Annotated in this window: 17 protein-coding genes; 8 read left to right on the forward strand and 9 right to left on the reverse strand. The window is 33.8% G+C overall.

Translation table 11 applies throughout. The features are described 5' to 3' along the window. Nucleotides 1–11 precede the first annotated feature (11 nt). Nucleotides 12–485: a DUF4890 domain-containing protein gene (locus O5O44_RS13920; RefSeq protein WP_289194841.1), complete on the forward strand. Its 474-nt coding sequence runs from the start codon at nucleotides 12–14 to the stop codon at nucleotides 483–485. Nucleotides 486–559: 74 nt separating this feature from the next. Here the strand turns inward: O5O44_RS13920 and hemL are convergent, their stop codons facing one another. The 4 genes from hemL to O5O44_RS13940 are packed head-to-tail and all read right to left on the reverse strand — an operon-like array spanning nucleotide 560 to nucleotide 3,903. Beyond that, nucleotides 560–1,846: a glutamate-1-semialdehyde 2,1-aminomutase gene (gene hemL, locus O5O44_RS13925; RefSeq protein WP_289194842.1), complete on the reverse strand. Its 1,287-nt coding sequence runs from the start codon at nucleotides 1,844–1,846 to the stop codon at nucleotides 560–562. Between the two features lie 9 nt (nucleotides 1,847–1,855). Further along, a complete protein-coding gene (locus O5O44_RS13930) occupies nucleotides 1,856–2,659 on the reverse strand; it encodes a glucosaminidase domain-containing protein (RefSeq protein WP_289194843.1) in 804 nt (267 codons plus the stop codon). Nucleotides 2,660–2,663: 4 nt separating this feature from the next. Beyond that, nucleotides 2,664–3,575 carry a 1-aminocyclopropane-1-carboxylate deaminase/D-cysteine desulfhydrase gene (locus O5O44_RS13935; RefSeq protein ID WP_289194844.1) on the reverse strand — a complete coding sequence of 304 codons (912 nt, stop codon included), beginning with the start codon at nucleotides 3,573–3,575 and terminating at the stop codon, nucleotides 2,664–2,666. A 4-nt stretch (nucleotides 3,576–3,579) separates the two neighbouring features. Next, nucleotides 3,580–3,903 carry a hypothetical protein gene (locus O5O44_RS13940; protein ID WP_289194845.1) on the reverse strand — a complete coding sequence of 108 codons (324 nt, stop codon included), beginning with the start codon at nucleotides 3,901–3,903 and terminating at the stop codon, nucleotides 3,580–3,582. 49 nt (nucleotides 3,904–3,952) lie between these two features. Here O5O44_RS13940 and O5O44_RS13945 point away from each other — a divergent pair, with 49 nt between their 5' ends. From O5O44_RS13945 to O5O44_RS13955, 3 genes are all read left to right on the forward strand, one after another. Next, a complete protein-coding gene (locus O5O44_RS13945; protein WP_162129539.1) occupies nucleotides 3,953–4,117 on the forward strand; it encodes a C1orf53 family protein in 165 nt (54 codons plus the stop codon). A gap of 146 nt (nucleotides 4,118–4,263) precedes the next feature. Further along, nucleotides 4,264–4,821, forward strand: a complete 558-nt coding sequence (locus O5O44_RS13950) for a DUF4136 domain-containing protein (RefSeq protein ID WP_289194846.1) — start codon at nucleotides 4,264–4,266, stop codon at nucleotides 4,819–4,821. Between the two features lie 182 nt (nucleotides 4,822–5,003). Next, nucleotides 5,004–6,764: an aromatic amino acid hydroxylase gene (locus tag O5O44_RS13955; RefSeq protein WP_289194847.1), complete on the forward strand. Its 1,761-nt coding sequence runs from the start codon at nucleotides 5,004–5,006 to the stop codon at nucleotides 6,762–6,764. Nucleotides 6,765–6,771: 7 nt separating this feature from the next. Here the strand turns inward: O5O44_RS13955 and O5O44_RS13960 are convergent, their stop codons facing one another. After that, the gene (locus O5O44_RS13960) at nucleotides 6,772–7,524 is read right to left on the reverse strand and encodes an enoyl-CoA hydratase/isomerase family protein (RefSeq protein WP_289194848.1); all 753 of its coding nucleotides are present in this window, start codon (nucleotides 7,522–7,524) and stop codon (nucleotides 6,772–6,774) included. A gap of 21 nt (nucleotides 7,525–7,545) precedes the next feature. Here O5O44_RS13960 and O5O44_RS13965 point away from each other — a divergent pair, with 21 nt between their 5' ends. Further along, nucleotides 7,546–7,944, forward strand: a complete 399-nt coding sequence (locus tag O5O44_RS13965) for a rhodanese-like domain-containing protein (protein WP_350494433.1) — start codon at nucleotides 7,546–7,548, stop codon at nucleotides 7,942–7,944. Here O5O44_RS13965 and O5O44_RS13970 read toward each other — a convergent pair. The 4 genes from O5O44_RS13970 to alaS all read right to left on the reverse strand — a co-directional run bounded on the left by O5O44_RS13970 (nucleotide 7,939) and on the right by alaS (nucleotide 12,924). Then, nucleotides 7,939–8,553: a DUF4230 domain-containing protein gene (locus O5O44_RS13970; protein WP_289194849.1), complete on the reverse strand. Its 615-nt coding sequence runs from the start codon at nucleotides 8,551–8,553 to the stop codon at nucleotides 7,939–7,941. The two genes, O5O44_RS13965 and O5O44_RS13970, sit on opposite strands and share 6 nt — an antisense overlap. Nucleotides 8,554–8,971: 418 nt before the next feature. Next, a complete protein-coding gene (locus O5O44_RS13975) occupies nucleotides 8,972–9,913 on the reverse strand; it encodes a GSCFA domain-containing protein (protein ID WP_289194850.1) in 942 nt (313 codons plus the stop codon). Then, nucleotides 9,910–10,290: a hypothetical protein gene (locus O5O44_RS13980; protein ID WP_289194851.1), complete on the reverse strand. Its 381-nt coding sequence runs from the start codon at nucleotides 10,288–10,290 to the stop codon at nucleotides 9,910–9,912. Before O5O44_RS13980 ends, O5O44_RS13975 begins: the two co-directional genes overlap by 4 nt. A 21-nt stretch (nucleotides 10,291–10,311) precedes the next feature. Then, nucleotides 10,312–12,924 carry an alanine--tRNA ligase gene (gene alaS, locus O5O44_RS13985; RefSeq protein ID WP_289194852.1) on the reverse strand — a complete coding sequence of 871 codons (2,613 nt, stop codon included), beginning with the start codon at nucleotides 12,922–12,924 and terminating at the stop codon, nucleotides 10,312–10,314. A gap of 224 nt (nucleotides 12,925–13,148) precedes the next feature. Between alaS and O5O44_RS13990 the strand changes: the two genes are divergently transcribed. The 3 genes from O5O44_RS13990 to O5O44_RS14000 all read left to right on the forward strand — a co-directional run bounded on the left by O5O44_RS13990 (nucleotide 13,149) and on the right by O5O44_RS14000 (nucleotide 15,126). Continuing rightward, entirely contained in the window at nucleotides 13,149–14,120 is a 972-nt protein-coding gene (locus O5O44_RS13990; RefSeq protein ID WP_289194853.1) for a M23 family metallopeptidase, read from the forward strand. Next, nucleotides 14,120–14,449 (forward strand): MerR family transcriptional regulator, encoded by a 330-nt coding sequence (locus O5O44_RS13995; RefSeq protein ID WP_019388266.1) that lies wholly within the window; start codon nucleotides 14,120–14,122, stop codon nucleotides 14,447–14,449. The genes O5O44_RS13990 and O5O44_RS13995 overlap by 1 nt, the downstream gene beginning before the upstream one ends. A gap of 80 nt (nucleotides 14,450–14,529) precedes the next feature. Then, on the forward strand, nucleotides 14,530–15,126 hold the full coding sequence (locus tag O5O44_RS14000; RefSeq protein ID WP_019388265.1) for a LemA family protein: 597 nt from the start codon (nucleotides 14,530–14,532) through the stop codon (nucleotides 15,124–15,126).

A 15,126-nucleotide genomic window follows, 5' to 3' on the forward strand; every position in this document is an offset into this window, starting at 1 on the left:
AAATACACAAAATGAAAAAAATCTTAATTATTGCTGTAGCGTTGTTAGCATTACAAGTTACAGCACAACAACAGAATAAAGAAAGAGGAAACAGAGGTGAAAGAGCCAATAAAATGATGAATCTTTCTGCAGAAGAAATAGCGACACTTCAAACTAAAAAAATGACTTTACATTTAGATTTAACAGAATCTCAACAAAAAGAGGTTATGAAAATAAATTTAGATAATGCTACCAAAAGAAAAGAAATGATGGCAGCACGTAAAGCTAAAAAAGAAAGTGGAGAAGCTAAAAAACCTACCGATGAAGAGCGCTACAAAATGGCTAATGCCAAATTAGATCATAAAATTGCTATGAAGGCTAAAATGAAAAAGATTTTAAACGACGAGCAATATGCTAAATGGGAGAAATCTCAAATGCGACAAGCAAAAAAAGGAAAAGACAAAAAGAAAGGCATGAAAGAAAAAATGCGTTCTAAAACCGAATAAAAATTTAGTTTAGTTAGTTGATTATAGTTTAGTTGATGTTAAACGCATCCCGAAATTTCGGGATGCGTTTTCTTTTATAAAGCAGTTGCAACCTTTTTTACAGCTTCAATAGTAAAATCTAAATCTTCATAACTTAAGGCGTCTGTTATAAACCAAGTTTCAAAAGCACTAGGTGCAATGTAAACACCAGCGTTCAACATGCCATGAAAGAATTTTTTAAAAGTATCATTGTTTCCTTTGGCAGCTGTATCAAAATCTACCACATCGGCTTCATCAAAATGCACAGAAATCATAGAGCCTACTCTATTAATGGTATGTGTTATACTATTTTCGGTTAATACCTTTGCAATGCCTTCGTGCAAATAGGCAGTTTTATCTTCTAGCCTTTTAAAAACTTCAGGGTTTGTATTAAGTTCGGTAAGCATCGCTAAACCTGCAGCCATGGCCAACGGATTACCGCTTAAAGTTCCTGCTTGATAAACCGGACCTAATGGTGCTAAGTAATTCATAATTTCATTACGTGCCGCAAATGCCCCAACTGGAAGTCCGCCGCCAATAACTTTTCCAAAGCAAACAATATCTGCATTTATACCATATAATTCTTGTGCCCCTCCTTTAGACAATCGAAAACCAGTCATTACCTCATCAAAAATCAAAAGCATATCATTCTCGTCACACAAGGTTCTTAAGCCTTGTAAAAATCCTTCCTTAGGCGGAATACAACCCATATTTCCAGCTACTGGCTCAATAATAATACAGGCTATTTCGCCTTTGTTCGCTTCTATTAAGGCTTTTACATTATCAATATTGTTGAATTGAGCTAACAACGTATCTTTTGCAGTTCCTTTGGTAACACCTGGGCTATTTGGTGTCCCGAAGGTGCTAGCACCACTTCCTGCTTGAATTAAAAACGAATCTGAATGTCCGTGATAACAGCCCGAAAATTTTATAATTTTATCTTTCCCAGTATAGCCTCTTGCTAATCTTACAGCGCTCATGCAGGCTTCAGTTCCAGAATTAACAAACCTAATTTTATCGATATTAGGCACCATAGACACCGCTAATTCAGCGATTTTGGTTTCAATTTCAGTAGGCATTCCAAAGGAAGTTCCTTTTTTAGCCTTTTCAATAACAGCGTTTACAACAGGTTCGTGGGCATGACCTAATATCATGGGCCCCCAAGAATTTATGTAATCAATTAATCTGTTGCCATCTTCATCATATAAATAGGAACCTTTGGCTTCTTTTACAAAAATTGGCGTTCCGCCTACACCTTTAAAAGCTCTTACTGGCGAGTTTACGCCTCCTGGAATTACTTTTTCTGCTTCAGCGAACAATGCGCTGCTTCTTTTATAAATCATGAAAATTAATTAGTTGTTTGATGATGATTTTACGACTAATACCTGCCCAATACTAAGGGCCGTATCGCTCAAACCATTTATATTTTGAAGTTCTTCAACAGTAATATTATGTGCTCGAGAAATAGAATACAAAGTATCTCCTTTTACAACGGTATAAGTTATTCGTCCTTCAGATTTAGGCAACTCGAATTTCTTATACTTATCGCCTAAAACCTCTTTATCGTACTCGTACAATTTATAACGTTCTATTAAGCTAATAAGTTTTTGCGGATACTTCCTATCGGTAGCATATCCAGCAGCTTTTAAGCCTTTAGCCCACCCCTTATAATCTTCTATTTTAAGTTTAAAAAGATCTGAATACCGTTTTCTTTCAGTTAAAAACAATGAATGGTCTCGAAACGAATATTTTGCATCCTTATATTTTCTGAAACATTCTTGCTTCTCATCATCGTCGTGATATATTTTTTTTCCTGTCCATTCATGACATTTAATTCCGAAATGATTGTTCGCTTCAACTGATAATCTTCCTCTTCCCGAACCCGATTCTAAAATACCTTGCGCTAAAGTGATACTAGCAGGAATACCATACAAACTCATTTCTTGTTGCGCGGTAGCTTTGTGCAAATCGATGTAATGTTCTGTGCTCGTAACATACACTGCTGGCGATTCTTCTTCACTTTTTTGCTCATTATCTTTTTGAGTTACTTCAACAGATTTAGTATTGTCCTTATGTTTTTTGGTTACAATACCTTTTCTGGATTTGCAACTAAATGCTAAAAGTGTAACACAAAATATAACGATTAGTCTTTTCATTAAATTAAATAATTTCAGATAAATTTTTCTTTCTTAAATGAGCATTCATTCCTTCAATGCCTTGCAAACCTCCAGTATGAATAGCCAATATTTTTGATCCCTTGGGGAAATAATTTTTGTCTATTAAATCCAGAATTCCAAACATCATTTTTCCTGAATAAACTGGATCTAAAGGCAGGTTATAATCCGATTTAAACTGGTTTATAAACGCTACCAATTCGTCATTTATTTTGGCATAACCTCCAAAATGATAGTCTGAAATAAGTTTCCAGTTGGTTTGAGTTGCAAATTTACTAATATCTTCTTTTAAAAAATTACCTTTTAAGGCAGGAAAACCTAAAACTTGTTGACTAGGTTGTGAACTATTGATAAGCCCTGAAATAGTGCCTCCTGTACCTACCGAACAACAGATATAATCAAAATTAAAATCTTCTGGATATAAAATTTCTTGACAGCCTTTCACGGCTAATTCGTTTGTACCACCTTCAGGAATCACATAAAATTCACCAAATTCAGCCTTCAAAGATTCTAAAAAAGATTCCGAAATTTTACTACGATAAATTTCACGTGATACAAATTTAAATTGCATCCCATTTTCTTGTGCAAAATTTAAAGTAGCGTTTTCAGATATTTTAGATTCTAATTCATCTCCTCTTATAACTCCGATGGTTTTAAACCCAATTAAATGTCCTGCGGAAGCCACCGCTGCAATATGGTTGGAAAACGCACCACCAAAAGTTAGCAACGTTTTATAACCCGTTTTTTCAGCTTCTAAGAGATTGTATTTTAGCTTTCTATATTTATTTCCAGATACAAATGCATGTATTTGATCTTCGCGTTTTACATACAATTCGACGCCTTTGGTTTTAGGAAGATTTACCCGCTCGTTTATGGTCTTTTCAAACTCAAATATCATGGTATCAAAGATACTTTAAAAAATGCCAAAAAGGTCGATGCTTTAAATATTCTAAATCAAATTCGTTACAATAAGCCTCTTTTTCAAACGAAATATTCTTATAAGCTTTGTGCCAATTTTTGTACTTAATTAATTTTACCAAAAACTCGACACCATAAATGAGATAAAAGGGGATAACTAACAATTCTAATTGCTGTTTCAAATGAATTCTTTCATGGTTAATTAAAACCTGATTTTCTTTTAAGAATTTCGATTTTAAAAACACAAAAGGCCATATGGTTATACCTGTATAACCTCTAGGAACGATATGTTTTGAAATAAATATCATGATTAAGCAACTTCAAAAATCAATCCAATTTACATTATCTTTGTGATTCATGAAAAAGTTTATTCCCATTGAAGAGGGCGATTACTACCTAACACCTGAAGGGTATCGCTGTTTTACCGAGCAGTATCTTTTAAAACGCGGGTATTGTTGCGAGAGCGGATGCAGGCATTGCCCCTACGGCTATAATCCAGCGACAAATTCAATAAAAAAGTAAGCAAAAAAGCCTTTGATTGTAGTCTATACTTGGTATGATTATTGATGCTATTGATGATAGAAGTCATTAAAAAAAGCTGTTAAAAAATATTAATTTTAAGTCCCGAATAGTTTTTACAGCCACTGCAACCTTAAAAAAAATGTATTATGAAAAAAATTATTAAAACCCTACCAATTGTGACATTACTACTTGTATTTGCTTCTTGTAGCTCGGTAAGAGTAGCTGCCGATTATGATAAAGAGGCGAATTTTAGTGATTACAAAACATTCGCATTCTTTAAAACTGGAATTGATAAAGCTGAAATAAGTGATTTAGACAAACGCAGAATACTTCGTGCCATTGAATCTGAACTTTTAGCAAAAGGCTATACTAAATCTGAAAATCCAGATATTCTGGTAAGTCTATTTACCAAATCTCAGCAACGTGTAAACGTTTACAACAATACTTGGGGCTACGGTGCCTGGGGCTGGGGTGGCTGGGGTGGCTTTGGTCCTGGATGGGGCTGGGGTTGGAACCAACCTAATGTAACCACCAGTGTACAAGGCCATTTATATATAGACCTTATTGACGCCAACAAAAAAGAATTGGTTTGGCAAGGTATGGGCACTGGATATCTTACTAGAAACATGGATAAGAAAGAGGCTCGAATAAAAGAATTTGTTACTAAAATTATGGAGAAATACCCTCCAGGTTCCCAACAATAAAAAAGATTAAAAGGCAGCTAATTAGCTGCCTTTTTTATTTAATACATTTAACGTATTAAAACCAATTTTGTCTGGTTATATATATTTTTATAAACGACATTCTATTGAAAGAAAAGTTAAAAACTGAATATTTCAATGTATTATTCGTATTTTTAAACAAGTTTTATACATAAAATTTACCGATGTCGCATTTATTTGAATCTAACGAAATACTTCAAAAGCTACCCAAGCATCTTCAGCAATTTATTAAACCTCAAAACTATGAGGGTTATTCAGCAATCGATCAGGCCGTTTGGCGCTATGTGATGCGTAAAAATGTTGATTTTTTAAGCACCGTAGCCCATGAGTCTTATTTGGAAGGATTAAAACACACAGGTATTTCCATTGATAGCATTCCCAACATGTATGGCATGAATCGTATTTTAAAAGATATAGGTTGGGCTGCCGTGGCGGTTGATGGGTTTATACCACCCAATGCATTTATGGAGTTTCAAGCGTATAATGTACTAGTAATTGCGAGTGACATAAGACAGTTAGAACATATTGAGTATACACCTGCTCCTGATATTATTCATGAAGGCGCTGGACACGCACCAATAATTGCGAATCCCGAATATGCGGAATATTTAAGACGCTTTGGAGAAATTGGATGTAAGGCAATTTCATCAGCAAAAGATTATGAATTGTATGAAGCTGTAAGGCATTTATCTATAATTAAAGAAGCTCCCAATTCGACGGAAGAAGATATTATTTCTGCAGAAAAAAAAGTTGAAGATTTACAACAAACTATGGGAACGCCAAGCGAAATGGCTCTCATAAGAAATTTGCATTGGTGGACCGTTGAATATGGCTTAATTGGCACGCAAGAAAATCCGAAAATTTATGGTGCTGGATTGCTTTCTTCAATTGGAGAAAGTGCATGGTGCATGACAGATGAAGTTGAAAAATTACCCTATGATATTAATGCAACCTATAAAGATTTCGATATTACCAAACCACAACCTCAGCTTTATGTTACACCAGATTTTGCCCATTTAAGTTTGGTTTTGGAAGAGTTTGCTAACACTATGGCATTGCGAAAAGGCGGGCTTTCTGGAATTAAAAAATTAATAGCGTCACATGCCTTGGGCACCATTGAATTAAGTACAGGGCTTCAAATCTCCGGAGTATTTGACACTGTTATTGAAAATGAGAACAAGCCCATTTATGTTCAAACCATTGGCGAAACAGCACTCGCTTACAGAGAAAAAGAACTTGTGGGTCACGGCACAATCACGCATCAAAAAGGTTTTGGGTCTCCCATCGGAAAATTAAAAGGCATCAACCTAGCTATTGAAGATATGAGTCCTCGAGATTTGGCCGCATATCATATTTATGAGGGTAAGGTAGTACATTTAGAGTTTGAAGGCGGTGTGAAAATTTCAGGAGAAATCATCACTGGAAAACGGAACTTACAAGGAAAAATCATTCTTATTAGTTTTAAAAACTGTACCGTATCGCACAATAACTTAACACTCTTTAAACCAGAATGGGGCATTTACGATATGGCTGTTGGAAAAGAAATTGTTTCAGCATTTTCAGGACCTGCGGATTTAAATAGCTTTGATTTAATTACACATAAAACATCATCGCAAACCATTCATATTAAAAAATCAAAAGGACGATTAGCCTTAGAAACTTTATATCAACAGGTTAGAGATTATAGAGATGGCACTAATAAAACCATTTCAAGAACAAAAGTGCTTGAGCAACTTATAGAAAAGCATCCTAATGATTGGTTGTTACCAGTTGAACTCTACGAATTAGCACACCTAGGAAATGAAACTGAATTATCGGAAAAAATATTGAAACATTTTGAAACTATTAAGCAGAATAAACCAAATTTAGGTCATTTAATTGATGATGGATTATCCATAATTCACAAAAACACCGTCATTAATTAAAAAGCTATTAAGATCTGAAGCTTTTTAAAGTCTTTTTTGTGAATTCACTTAGCACGAGTTTTCCGCTAATTTCAGCGCGTTCGGTTAACAAGTCATCCCAATGATCGGTATCCTTCCAAAATACTTTTTTCATTTCAGTTAAAGCTTCAGGATTATAACTAGCTAGTTTGGTAGCCAAAGTATTTAAAGCGTCATCTAAAGCTTCGGTAGTTTCAAAAACTTCAGCATAAAGCCCTTTATCTTTAGCAAACTGTGTTGAGAAAAATGTTTCAGCATCGATTGTCATTTGTGTCATCGCAGTAACACCAATTTTTCTTGACACCACGGGTTCTATAACAAACGGACCAATGCCAATACTTAATTCACTCAATTTTATAGAAGCAAATTTGGTTGCCATACAATAGTCTGTTGCCGCTGCTAAACCAACACCGCCACCAACAGCTTTTCCTTGAATACGTCCTAAAATAATTTTAGGACATTTTCTCATTGCATTAATAACATTGGCAAACCCAGAGAAAAAAGTTTTCCCCATCGCTTCATTTTCAATTGTAATAAGCTCATTTAAGCTTGCACCTGCACAAAATGCTCTTTCGCCTCCACTTTTTAAAACAATAACTTTTACATCATTGTTTTTACTTGCACTTACAATAGTTTCCTCTAAAAGTGATAAAATATCACTAGGCATTGAATTTCTATTAGGGTGAAAAAATTCAATAACACCAATAGTATTGGTTATAGTAAGCGTTACATAAGGTTTCATAAAGACTCAAGTTTCTAAAGGATGAATATACATAAAATTTTAATGCTTCGTAATGCAACTTATGTTACTCACGCTTTAAACTTTTTTGGAGTAATTTGCATTAAAAATAATTATATGGGTTTATTGAATTTATTATTTGGAAATAAGAATAACATGATTAAAGAATTTCAAGAAAGAGGTGCCATAATTATAGATGTGAGAACTACAGGTGAGTTTAGCCAAGGTGCTATTGCGGGTTCAAAAAACATTCCTTTACAAGCCATCGGATCAAAAATTAATGATATAAAAAAATACAATAAGCCAGTAATCACGTGTTGTGCAAGTGGCATGCGGTCTGGAAGTGCTGCTTTGATTTTAAAGAATAATGGTATAGAGGCCGTAAACGGAGGTGGTTGGACAAGCTTGAATAGCAAACTATAACTTTAACCCTTGCAAATCGTTTATTGATTGCAGTTCGTTTTGGTTATATTTTAATGTCCAGCCTAAGGAATTGGTTAGAATATAAAATTTTGAAAGTTCGCTTAAAAGTCGGTTTTTGGCATTCGCTTTTAAATCTGAAGCTTCTATTTTTTTTGATAGCGTCGCATTTACCATATTCTTAATATCGTTATAATCTTTAGCTTCAAACGGATTTAAGTAATCTGCCTGCACATCATAATACTCAAAATCAGGATTGATTTTTACCTCCTCATCGGGTATACTTAAAATGGTAAGCGTTTTATTGACCTCATCTACTTCAAATTCAATTTGACTTAAATCGTAGGCCACCGTAACTTCAGCATTTACAACAACCAGTGCTTTTTTTTCAGCCGATAATAAATCTCCAAATAGATCTTTAGAATTTTTATATGTAAAAACTTCACTAAAATGCCCTTCGGTAACTATGAGTTTACCAACATTTTTAATTTGTTCTTGAATTAAAGCCGAATTTTCTTTGAGAATAATTGTGTCTTCGCGTTTTTCTCCGCAATATTTAAACGTAAATAAAACCACTAAAGTGATGATAACACCGAATAGAATTTTTCGCATGGACTAATTTAAACAAAAAAACATTAGTTTCCTTCGACATAAGAAGTCTAACTAATGTATTCAATCAATTTTAAACTAACACCACAAATATACTTTGTAATTTCAGAAACAACATGAATTTATTGTTATGACAAAATTATTTAATTAATAAGTCATTCAAAAAAAACACCAATTACAAATCAAAATATTGATAAGCATTGGTGTTTTTTGATATGAACTGATTAATAGCAATCTAAATCTACAATTAAAAGTGATATATCTTACAAATACTCGACCAAATGTTATTAAAAAAGACGAATTACAATAATCTGATTTTCAATATAATTAACAATTCTACGTAAGAAAAGTGTTCTATTATTTTAATTAATTAGATGAATATTTTTTAAGCTCCCTGAATCTTTAAAAGGAAACCGTGTTGTTATTTGAAATGAGGAAATTGTGCTTTTAGCTTCAGAATTCTTGCCTGTAATTTCTCTACAAAGGCCTTGTGTGCATCAGAATCAGGATTGAATGGTTTGTGACGCAGTCCTTTTTGAATAGTATCCACTTCATCCATAATGCTATAGGAGTCTTCAGAAATCCATACCATTTTAAATCTTTCCCAAATATAATTTATCGCGGTTTGGTTAGGATGAATCATATCTTCAGAATAAAAACGATAATCGCGAAGTTCGTCCATCATGATTTCATATGATGGAAAATAACTGGATTTATTACCTATTATTTGATGAATAGAAGAAATTAAATGCGCTTTACTCTGTGTGTTTTCTATAAATCCATCCTTAATATGTCTTATTGGCGATACTGTAAAAACCACTTCTACATTATAATTAATCGATCTAATTTGAGCTATTATATTTTTTAAAGTTTCAGTAATATCTTCAACCGACAATAATACTTTTTCAAATTCCGATTGAGGCACTTTGTGACAATTAGCAACAAATTCTCCTGTTTTAAGATATCGATATGCCCAAGCTGTTCCTAAAGTCATGATGATATGCGTTGCGTTTTGAAGCTTATTAAAGGTACTATTTAAATTAGCATTCAACCCATTAATTAATGCTTCTTTCGAAGTATGACTTAACTGTGAGTGGGCCTCAAAGCAATGCCATTGCTCGTTATGAAAGAAAACATCTTTCTCTGTGTATTGCTTATGCTCTATGGCATTGGCAATTAAACGTTCTATTGCGGCAGGGTGAAATAAAATACCGAAGGGATTCTGAGTATTTTGTATTTTATGATACTCTAACTTTTCACCTATGTTTTCTGAAAAACAGGAACCTAGTAATAAAATGTTAGACTTATAATCTATTAAATTATTAGACTTTTTAGAAAATGGTATTTGAGTTTGTAAGTTCAATAATTTTTAAGAGTTTTTTTCTTTTCTCGTTTAAGTTCCTTTAATCGCTTTTTTAGAATCGGAACTGTTTTCTCGGTAATCACACCAGCACAAACAATATTAATTTCCTTTTTATTAAACTCTAATAATGCCGCTTCTGTAGCTTTATCAAGATTTCCAGTGACTTTTAATGTATAACCCAGATCTATCAATTGTTTTTGAGTTTTAGTAACTCGTTTTGGAGTTGCCTCTAAAACTCTAAGCCATATAGGATCCTTCCCTTCAATTTCAAAACGACCATAAACTTCTCCTACTTTTGGATTTTTTGGAAGATCATGTTTTTGGGCATTCATTACGAATGACATTAACAAGCAGATGAAAAATAAAAGTCGTTTCATTTTACGAAGTTTAATAGAATACTAAATAATGTAATTCTTAGCATTCTCGAAGGCGTCCGCAATCCCACCTGGATTTTTACCACCTGCAGTTGCAAAAAATGGTTGTCCGCCACCACCACCTTGGATGTATTTACCCAATTCTCTAACTACTTGTCCTGCATTCAACCCTTTGCTCTCCACCAATTCTTTAGAAATATAACAAGATAATAAGGCTTTACCTCCTTGGTCGGTAGCCAATAGTAAGAACAAATTATTAAACTGCCCTCCTAATTCGAAAGCCACATCTTTTAATCCAGCAGCATCTAAATCTAACTTTTTAGCCAAAAACTGAACACCGTTTATAGTTTCGAGTTCATTTTTAAGTTCACCCTTTATGTTTTTAGCTTTATCTCTTAACAAAGATTCAATTTGCTTCTTTAAATTGGTGTTTTCTTCTTGTAAACTTTGAAGTGCTTTAACAGGTTCTTTAGCATTGTTTAATAAATCTTTCATTTCGAAATAAGCTCTGTTATTTTCAAAATAAAAGTCTTTAACAGCGTCATTGGTAATCGCCTCAATTCTTCTAATACCTGCAGCTACTGCGCCTTCTGAAACTATTTTAAAATGCCAGATATCTGCTGTATTCTTAACGTGAGTACCTCCGCATAATTCTATGGATTTACCAAAACGAATCGCACGAACCGTATCGCCATATTTTTCACCAAACAAACTCATTGCGCCTTCGGCAATAGCTTCTTCTTTTGGAATATTACGCATTTCTACTAAAGGTAATTTCCCTTCTATTCTCCGGTTCACAAAATTTTCTACATCGCGTAATTCATCTACAGTCAATTTTGAAAAATGTGAAAAATCGAATCGTAAATATTTTGAGTGTACCGCACTTCCTTTTTGTTCTACGTGCGTTCCTAATACCTCGCGTAAGGCCTGATGAAGCAAGTGCGTTGCCGTATGATTACATTCTGTTCTGTAACGTTGTTTAGCATCAACAACCGCTTTAAAAGACTCGTTAATATGTTTAGGTAGATTCTTAGTAAAATGAATAATAACGTTGTTTTCCTTTTTAGTATCTAGGATATAAACCACATCGCCATGAGCGTCTTCTAAATACCCTTTATCACCAACTTGTCCACCACCTTCAGGATAAAATGGTGTTAAATTAAACACCAATTGATACATGTCGCCATCTTTCTTAGATGTTACTTTTCTATATCTGGTAATTTTAACTTGAGCTTCTAAAGTATCGTAACCAACAAATTCTTCTTCGCCATCTTCTGCTAAAATAGTCCAATCGTCAGTAGACATTTCACTTGCCGCACGCGATCGATTTTTTTGTTTTTGCAACTGCTCATTAAATCCTTTTTCGTCTAACTTCAAGCCTTTCTCTGAAAGAATTAATGCTGTTAAATCTATTGGAAAACCATAAGTATCGTACAATTCAAAAGCTTTTTCTCCTGAAACGGTATCGCTTTTGGTTTCATCTACAATTCTATTTAACAACACCAGACCTTGATCGAGTGTTCTTAAAAAAGATTGTTCTTCTTCTTTAATAACATTCTCAATAAGTTGTTTTTGAGCTTTCAATTCAGGAAAAGCTTTCCCCATTCTATTACTCAAAACATCAACTAATCGGTAAATAAACGGTTCTTTTTTATCAAGAAATGTAAATCCGTAACGCACAGCGCGACGCAAAATTCTTCTAATTACATAACCTGCTCCAGTATTACTTGGTAATTGTCCATCTGCAATAGAAAATGCCACAGCCCGCACATGGTCTGATATTACTCGAATAGCAACATCTGCCTTTTCTTCTTTTCCATAAGTTTTAGCGGTAATGGTTTCAATTTCGCGAATTATAGGTTTAAAAACGTCGGTATCATAATTAGACTGAACATTTTGCAACACCATGCATAAGCGCTCAAAACCCATTCCTGTATCAATATGTTTGTTAGGTAAAGGTTCAAGGGATCCATTGGCTTTTCGGTTGTATTGCATAAAAACCAAATTCCAAATCTCTACAACTTGTGGGTGGTCTTGATTTACTAAATCTTTACCTGAAACTTTCGCTTTTTCTTCTGCAGAACGAATATCTACATGAATTTCACTACAAGGGCCACATGGTCCTTGATCTCCCATTTCCCAGAAGTTATCCTTTTTATTGCCTTTTAAAATACGGTCTTCGGAAATGTATTCTTTCCAAATATCGTATGCTTCAGTATCCATTCCCAAACCGTCATCTTCACTTCCTTCAAATACTGAAACGTATAAAATATCTTTATCGATGCCGTAAACTTCAGTTAGCAACTCCCAAGCCCAAGCTATAGCTTCCTTTTTAAAATAATCGCCAAAACTCCAGTTCCCTAACATTTCGAACAGAGTATGGTGGTACGTGTCATAACCTACTTCTTCCAAATCGTTATGTTTACCAGAAACACGCAAACATTTCTGCGTATCTGCAATACGGTTATTTTTAGGTTGCGCATTTCCAAGAAAATATTCTTTAAAAGGCGCCATACCCGAATTAACAAACATTAAAGTTGGGTCGTCTTTTAAAACCATAGGAGCCGATGGCACTATGCTGTGCTTTTTTTCTTCAAAAAAACTTAAAAATTTTGATCGTACTTCTTGTGAGTTCATCTATAATTATTGAGCATCTTGTTTCTTATAAATTATTTTAAATAAGAAACTATTTTTATATTTACTCTCCAAAATTTTTTAAAAATAAGAAGAGCTTGGGCTAACTGATTAAAACAAAGCCTTAATTATTATGAAAATAATTTCGTAGGTTTGTTCGTTTACATATCTGACAGACCAAAAATTGGTTATTCAAATTTAGTTGCAAAAATAGCATAATTTAAGAAATGAGTAAGGTAAAATATTACTATGATAAAGAATCGCTTTCTTATCGCAAAATAGAGCGAAAAAAGCGTACTACATTCAAGTATGCTACTCTGTTTATGTTGGCTGCTGCATTTTTTGCGTTTATTTTTGTTTTTATTGCAAGCCAATACGTTGAATCTCCTAAAGAACGTGCTTTAAAAAGAGAGTTACAAAACGCCCAATTACAGTTTGAATTACTCAATAAAAAGATGGAACAAGCTGAAGCTGTTTTAGCTAATATAGCCGATAGAGATAATAACATTTATCGCGTATATTTTGAGGCAAATCCTATACCTGAAGAACAACGAAGAGCAGGATTTGGAGGTATAAACAGATATAAAAATCTAGAAGGCTTTGATAATTCTAAACTAATTATTGAAAGTAACAAGCGCTTAGATATTCTTCAAAAACAAATAGTTGTGCAATCTAAATCACTAGATGAAATTGCGATACTTGCTAAAGAGAAAGAAAGTTTATTAGCTGCAATACCAGCCATACAACCCGTAAGTAATGAAGATTTAACACGTATGGCATCAGGGTATGGTATGCGTTCGGACCCATTTACTAAAGTTAGGAAAATGCATTGGGGTATGGATTTTACGGCGCCAAGAGGAACGCCCATCTACGCTAGCGGAGATGGTGTTGTTGAACGAGCAGACAGTAATTCTTCTGGTTACGGAAAACACATAAGAATAAACCACGGTTACGGTTACACCAGTTTATACGCCCATTTATACAAGTATAATGTTCGCAAAAATCAAAAAGTGAAACGTGGTGATTTAATAGGTTTTGTTGGTAGTACAGGACGCTCTGAAGCACCACATCTGCATTACGAAATCTTTAAAGATGGAGACCGAATTAACCCAATAAACTTCTACTACGGAAGTTTAACTGCGGAAGAGTTTAATAAATTATTAGAACACGCCTCGTTAGAAAATCAATCTCTAGATTAATGCATATAGATTTACCAGAAAAAAGATATTATGGTATTGGCGAAGTCGCTAAAGCCTTTGGTGTGAACACATCTTTAATCCGATTCTGGGAGGGGGAATTTGATGTACTTAAACCTAAAAAAAACGCTAAAGGCAACCGAAAATTCACGCCAGAGGATATAAAAAATCTTAAATTTATTTACCATTTAGTAAAAGAGCGAGGATTTACTTTGGAAGGTGCTAAAATACATTTGAAAGAAGAAAAAAAACAAGCACTAAGTAATTTTGAAATTATTAGTAAGCTTGAAGATGTAAAAAACCAGCTTATTAAAATAAAACAACATCTTTAATATTAAAGGTTGATGTAACTTTTTGCTATAAAAAGTGTCATATAAATAACATTAACTAAAACAGATCAAACTTATTTATCATGAAGAAATTTTTACCAATAATTATTATTGCGGTAATAGTTTTAGGTCTTTATTCTTGGGGAAAAGGCTTTAACAATACTGCTGTAAACTTGAAAGAAACTGCAACTAAAACATGGGCTAATGTAGAAAGTAGTTATCAGCGTCGAAACGACTTAATTGGCAATTTAGTTAAAACAGTACAAGGTGCTGCCGATTTTGAAAAAGGCACATTGCAAGCGGTTATTGAAGCCAGAGCCAAAGCGACTTCAATTAACATCGACCCTACAAATATCACTCCTGAACAGTTAGCTAAATTTAACGAAGTTCAAGGTGGTTTATCAGGCGCTTTAAAAAGTTTATTGGTAACGGTAGAACGCTATCCTGACTTAAAAGCAAATCAAAATTTCCTAGAATTACAAAGCCAATTGGAAGGTACTGAAAACAGAATTAATGTAGCAAGAGATCGTTTTAACGAAGCTGTTGAACCATACAATAAACACATTAAAACCTTTCCAAACTCTTTATTAGCTGGTATTTTAAATTTTGATGAATTGAGTTATTTCAAATCAGAAGCAGGTAGTGAAAAAGCACCCGACGTTAATTTCGATTTTAAATAG

Source organism: Algibacter luteus, from assembly GCF_030344935.1.
Lineage (GTDB): Bacteria > Bacteroidota > Bacteroidia > Flavobacteriales > Flavobacteriaceae > Arenitalea > Arenitalea lutea.

Excerpts from the sequence above, each read along its gene's own strand:
- O5O44_RS13920 (WP_289194841.1), top strand. The coding sequence starts at position 12 with ATGAAAAAAATCTTAATTATTGCTGTAGCGTTGTTAGCATTACAAGTT.
- hemL (WP_289194842.1), bottom strand. The coding sequence starts at position 1,846 with ATGATTTATAAAAGAAGCAGCGCATTGTTCGCTGAAGCAGAAAAAGTA.
- O5O44_RS13930 (WP_289194843.1), bottom strand. The coding sequence starts at position 2,659 with ATGAAAAGACTAATCGTTATATTTTGTGTTACACTTTTAGCATTTAGT.
- O5O44_RS13935 (WP_289194844.1), bottom strand. The coding sequence starts at position 3,575 with ATGATATTTGAGTTTGAAAAGACCATAAACGAGCGGGTAAATCTTCCT.
- O5O44_RS13940 (WP_289194845.1), bottom strand. The coding sequence starts at position 3,903 with ATGATATTTATTTCAAAACATATCGTTCCTAGAGGTTATACAGGTATA.
- O5O44_RS13945 (WP_162129539.1), top strand. The coding sequence starts at position 3,953 with ATGAAAAAGTTTATTCCCATTGAAGAGGGCGATTACTACCTAACACCT.
- O5O44_RS13950 (WP_289194846.1), top strand. The coding sequence starts at position 4,264 with ATGAAAAAAATTATTAAAACCCTACCAATTGTGACATTACTACTTGTA.
- O5O44_RS13955 (WP_289194847.1), top strand. The coding sequence starts at position 5,004 with ATGTCGCATTTATTTGAATCTAACGAAATACTTCAAAAGCTACCCAAG.
- O5O44_RS13960 (WP_289194848.1), bottom strand. The coding sequence starts at position 7,524 with ATGAAACCTTATGTAACGCTTACTATAACCAATACTATTGGTGTTATT.
- O5O44_RS13965 (WP_350494433.1), top strand. The coding sequence starts at position 7,546 with ATGAATATACATAAAATTTTAATGCTTCGTAATGCAACTTATGTTACT.
- O5O44_RS13970 (WP_289194849.1), bottom strand. The coding sequence starts at position 8,553 with ATGCGAAAAATTCTATTCGGTGTTATCATCACTTTAGTGGTTTTATTT.
- O5O44_RS13980 (WP_289194851.1), bottom strand. The coding sequence starts at position 10,290 with ATGAAACGACTTTTATTTTTCATCTGCTTGTTAATGTCATTCGTAATG.
- alaS (WP_289194852.1), bottom strand. The coding sequence starts at position 12,924 with ATGAACTCACAAGAAGTACGATCAAAATTTTTAAGTTTTTTTGAAGAA.
- O5O44_RS13990 (WP_289194853.1), top strand. The coding sequence starts at position 13,149 with ATGAGTAAGGTAAAATATTACTATGATAAAGAATCGCTTTCTTATCGC.
- O5O44_RS13995 (WP_019388266.1), top strand. The coding sequence starts at position 14,120 with ATGCATATAGATTTACCAGAAAAAAGATATTATGGTATTGGCGAAGTC.
- O5O44_RS14000 (WP_019388265.1), top strand. The coding sequence starts at position 14,530 with ATGAAGAAATTTTTACCAATAATTATTATTGCGGTAATAGTTTTAGGT.